At 76.4% G+C, this 3380-nt stretch carries 3 protein-coding genes; all 3 read left to right on the forward strand.

Annotated elements, in window-relative coordinates:
• On the forward strand, positions 1–642 hold a 642-nt coding region (locus AC3WUG_RS19460), incomplete at its 5' end, for a M15 family metallopeptidase (RefSeq protein WP_492329178.1).
• Between the two features lie 164 nt (positions 643–806).
• Positions 807–2111 carry a Glu/Leu/Phe/Val family dehydrogenase gene (locus AC3WUG_RS19465; protein ID WP_492329179.1) on the forward strand — a complete coding sequence of 435 codons (1305 nt, stop codon included), beginning with the start codon at positions 807–809 and terminating at the stop codon, positions 2109–2111.
• A gap of 79 nt (positions 2112–2190) precedes the next feature.
• Positions 2191–3255, forward strand: a complete 1065-nt coding sequence (locus tag AC3WUG_RS19470; RefSeq protein WP_492329180.1) for an LLM class flavin-dependent oxidoreductase — start codon at positions 2191–2193, stop codon at positions 3253–3255.
• The last annotated feature ends 125 nt before the right edge of the window (positions 3256–3380 follow it).

Below are 3380 nucleotides of genomic sequence, written 5' to 3' on the forward strand. Positions count from 1 at the left end.
ACGGCCTTCGTCGGCAGCGTCAGATGTGGAGAAGAGACAGAGCAGGCCGACGCCGAGGCCGCGGCCGCCGCGCGGGCGGGCGCGGGGTCCGGCTCCGGGGCGGCCCCCGCGGGCGCGCCGAGCAACCCGGGCATCGCGGGCTGGGTCGACGGCCGGCCGGTCGACGCCCAGGGCGACGTGCTGTGGGTGACGTCGGTGCCCACCGCGGACGGCGACGGCTCGAACGGCCACATGCCCGCCTCGCAGATGTGCCAGGTGCCCTGGGGCACCGACCAGCTGGGGTTCGCCCAGTACCTGCGCTGCGACGCCGCGGACGCGCTCACCGCGCTGAACGAGGCGTTCCGGGCGCAGTTCGGCGCGTCGATCGACCTGGACCTCACGTACCGGTCGTACGACGACCAGGTGGCGATGAAGGCGGCGTTCGGCGGGCTCGCCGCGGCGCCCGGCACGTCGTCGCACGGCCTCGGCACCGCGCTGGACGTGCAGGAGTGGGTCGGGACCTACGGGTTCGGCACCGCCCGCTACGACTGGCTGGTCGCGAACGGGCCGACCTACGGGTGGTACGCGCCGGCCCGGGTCCGGCAGGGCCAGCCCTACGCCGAGTACTGGCACTTCGAGTACGGCCCCGGTCGCACCTCCTGACCGCGCGCGGCGCCCGGGCTGCGGGGCGTCCCGGGGCCGGGGCGCCCGACCGGTCCCCGCCGGGCTCGGTGTGGCACAGTGACGAGGTACCCCGGCCGCCGCCGACGGGGGCGGCGACGAGGCCGCGCCCGGACGGCCGGGCGCGATGCCCAGGAGGCCTCTGCATGACCGCGACCGCTCCGACCGGGACGTCCCCGTCGCCCACCCCCGCGACGCCCGCCCCGCGCACCTCCTCCCCCCTGACGACGGCGCTCGCCCAGCTGTCGTCGGCCGTCGCCCTGCTCGGCTACGACGACGGCCTGCACCAGATGCTCGCCACCCCGCGCCGCGAGCTGCACGTCGCCGTGCCGCTGCGCCGGGACGACGGCCGGATCGAGCTGCTGTCCGGCTACCGGGTGCAGCACAACATCTCCCGCGGGCCCGGCAAGGGCGGCCTGCGGTACGCCCCGGGCGTCGACATCGACGAGGTCCGGGCGCTGGCGATGTGGATGACCTGGAAGTGCGCGGTCGTCGAGCTGCCGTACGGCGGCGCCAAGGGCGGCGTGGCCATCGACCCGCGTGGGTACTCCCCCGCCGAGCTCGAGCGCGTGACCCGGCGGTACACCTCCGAGGTGATGCCGATCATCGGGCCGGAGCGGGACATCATGGCGCCCGACGTCGGCACCACCGAGCAGACGATGAGCTGGGTGATGGACACGTACTCGGTGAACTCCGGGTACACGATCCCGGCCGTCGTCACCGGCAAGCCGCTGGCCGTCGGCGGGTCGCTCGGCCGGGCGACCGCCACGTCGCGCGGCGTCGTGCACGCGACCGCCGCCGCGCTGGCCGACGCCGGGACCGAGCTGTCCGAGGTGACGGCCGCGGTGCAGGGCTTCGGCAAGGTCGGCTCGCACGCGGCGCGGTTCCTCGCGGAGGGCGGCGCGCGCGTCGTCGCCGTCAGCGACCAGTACGGCGGCGTGCACCACCCGGGCGGCCTGGACGTCGCCGCGCTGCACACCCACGTGGTGGAGACCGGTTCTGTGGTCGGCTTCGCCGGCGCGGACCCCGTGACGAACGCGGAGCTGCTGGGCCTCGACGTCGACGTGCTGATCCCCGCCGCGACCGAGGACGTGCTGGACGAGGAGACCGCCGCCGCGGTCAAGGCGCGCTGGGTGGTCGAGGGCGCGAACGGGCCCACGACCAGCGCGGGCGACCGGGTGCTCGCGGACCGCGGGATCACCGTCGTCCCCGACATCCTGGCGAACGCCGGCGGCGTGGTGGTCTCGTACTTCGAGTGGGTGCAGGCCCAGCAGGCGTACTGGTGGACCGAGCGCGAGATCGAGGACCGGCTGGAGCACCGGATGCGCTCCGCGTACGCCGCCGTCGCGCAGCGGGCCCGCGCCGACCGCATCACGCTGCGGGACGCCGCGCTCGTGATCGGCGTGCGCCGGGTGGCCGAGGCGCACCAGCTCCGCGGGCTGTACCCCTGATCCGCGCCGCGGCGCGCGTGTGACGCGGGACGCGGCCGGCCCCGGGAAGTCCCCGGGTGCCGGCCGCGTTGCCCCTGAGGTGAGCACTCCCGACGCCACCCGCGCGCACCAGCCCGTCGTCCGCCCCGAGGTCCCCCTGTCCGTGCTGGACCTGTCCCCCGTCGGGACCGGGGCCACCAGCGCCGACGCGCTCGCCGACTCCACCGCGCTCGCCCGGCGCGCCGACGCCCTGGGCTACCGCCGGTTCTGGGTCGCCGAGCACCACAGCATGCCCGCGGTCGCGTCGACCTCCCCCGGCGTGCTGCTCGCGCACCTCGCCGCGTCGACCGAGCGCATCCGGGTCGGCTCCGGCGGCGTCATGCTGCCCAACCACCCGCCGCTGGTGATCGCCGAGCAGTTCGCGATGCTCGAGGCGCTGCACCCGGGCCGCGTCGACCTGGGCATCGGCCGCGCGCCGGGCGCCGACCCGATGACCGCCGCCGCGCTCCGCCGCACGGTCGAGGGCCTGGGCGCCGAGGACTTCCCGGCCGAGCTGCTCGACGTGCTGCACCTGCTGGGCCAGCTGCCGGCCGGCCGCGCCGCGTCCGCCGTCGCGCAGCGGCTGCGCGCCACCCCGGTGCCCGCCGGCACCCCCGAGGTCTGGCTGCTGGGCTCGTCGACGTTCAGCGCGCAGCTCGCCGGCGAGCTCGGCCTGCCGTTCTCCTACGCGCACCACTTCGGCACCGGCATCACGACGACCGCGGCGGAGGTGTACCGCTCGGCGTTCCGGCCGTCCGAGGTGCTCGACGCCCCGCACCTCATGGTGTCGGCGTCGGTGATCGTGGCCGAGTCGGAGGAGCGGGCGCAGTGGCTGGCCGGGCCGTCGAAGGTCATGGCGCTGCGGCTGCGGAGCCGGGGCGCGCTGGCGCCGATCGAGACCCCCGAGGACGCCGAGAAGCTCCTCGCGGACCTCGACCCGGTGCAGGCGGCGGAGTTCTTCGCGAAGGTGGCGGGGACGCAGGTCGCGACCACGGCGGAGCCTGCCGCCGCCGCCCTGCGCGAGCTCGTGGAGCGCACCGGCGCGGACGAGCTGATCGTCACGGCGACCACCCACGCGGTCGAGGACCGCATCGCGACCCTGGAGGCCCTGGCCGCCGCCTGGTGACCGCGGCGGGGCCGCGGCGCCGGCGCTGCGCTGCGGGCGGCCTCGGTCGCGGGGCCTACGGTCTCCGGCCTCGCCACCTCCGGTCGGAGGTGGCGCTGTCTTTTCTGCCCATCTTACCCTTCCCA

It is taken from the genome of Cellulomonas sp. EB106-03-03-XG116 (assembly GCF_058792015.1).

Coding starts and splice junctions, on each gene's coding strand:
- AC3WUG_RS19465 (WP_492329179.1), top strand. CDS start 807: ATGACCGCGACCGCTCCGACCGGGACGTCCCCGTCGCCCACCCCCGCG.